1 protein-coding gene and 1 pseudogene are annotated in these 1,165 nt (G+C 36.2%); both read left to right on the forward strand.

Going from position 1 to position 1,165, the window contains the following annotated elements; genetic code table 11:
• The coding region (locus tag HG1285_RS00605; protein ID WP_008289616.1) for an Mrp/NBP35 family ATP-binding protein at nt 1-591 on the forward strand (591 nt) is incomplete at its 5' end.
• Between the two features lie 12 nt (nt 592-603).
• Nucleotides 604-1,165, forward strand: a pseudogene (locus HG1285_RS18590) (aminotransferase class V-fold PLP-dependent enzyme); the annotation flags it as partial.

Consider the following 1,165-nt stretch of genomic DNA (forward strand, 5'->3'; position numbering starts at 1 on the left):
ACAGAAAGAGGAGATGTATTAATAGCTCCAGAAAGCCACGGTATTAAAGTAATGTCTATAGGACTACTACTTCCATCTGAAGATACACCTGTTATATGGAGAGGGCCGGTTTTATTTAAAGCATTAAACCAGTTTTTATTTGATATAGACTGGGGAGATGAAGAGCTTGACTTTTTAATAATAGACCTTCCTCCAGGAACTGGAGACGTTCAAATTACTTTAGGACAGGTTGCAGAGCTTGATGGAGCAGTAATTGTTACAACCCCTCAAGATGTAGCATTGATAGACGTTAGAAAAGGAATACAGATGTTTAAAGAGGTTGAAATCCCAGTTCTAGGAATTGTTGAAAATATGAGTTATTTTGTCTGTCCTGACAGTGGAAAATCTTATGAAATTTTTGGAAAAAGTAAAACTGAAGAAATTGCAAAACAGTACGGTACAAAACTGCTTGGTAAAATTCCTATTGAGCCTAAAGTAGCAGAATTTGCAGATTTAGGAATTCCAATTGTTTTAGCAAAAGAAGATTCAGACTCAGCCAAAGCGTTTTTAAAAATAGCTGAAAATGTAATAAAAGAATTAAGCACCCAGTAAGGAGGTTTTGAGATGATAGAAACAAGAGGAATAGCATACGTTGACCATTTGGCAACTACGCCAGTCCCAGAAGAAATAGTTGAAGTAATGAAGCCTTATTTTACAGAGAAGTTTGGTAATCCAACATCTTTACATAAACTTGGTGTGGAAGCTAAAAAAGCAATGAATAAAGCAAGGGAGCAGGTAGCAGAGCTTTTAAATGTAGGAAAACCAGAAGAGATAGTATTTACATCAGGGGCTATTGAGGCAAACAACCTTGCAATAAAAGGATTTGCAAAAGCTCCGGGAATAACAAGAAGAGGAAAACATATTGTTGTTTCTTCAATAGAGCATCACTCTATACTTCATTCTTGTAAAACACTTGAAAAAGAAGGCTTTGAAATTACATATGTAAAGCCTGATGAATATGGAATTATCTCTCCTGAAAAACTTGCTGAAGCTGTAAGGGAAGATACTATCCTTGTTTCAGTAGGTTTGCAAACAGGGAAATTGGAACAGTTCAAGATATGCCTGCACTTGTTGCAGCTGCAAAGAAAAAACCCAAGAGTAGTATTCCACTCAGATATAGCTCCTG

The organism is Hydrogenivirga sp. 128-5-R1-1 (assembly GCF_000171895.1).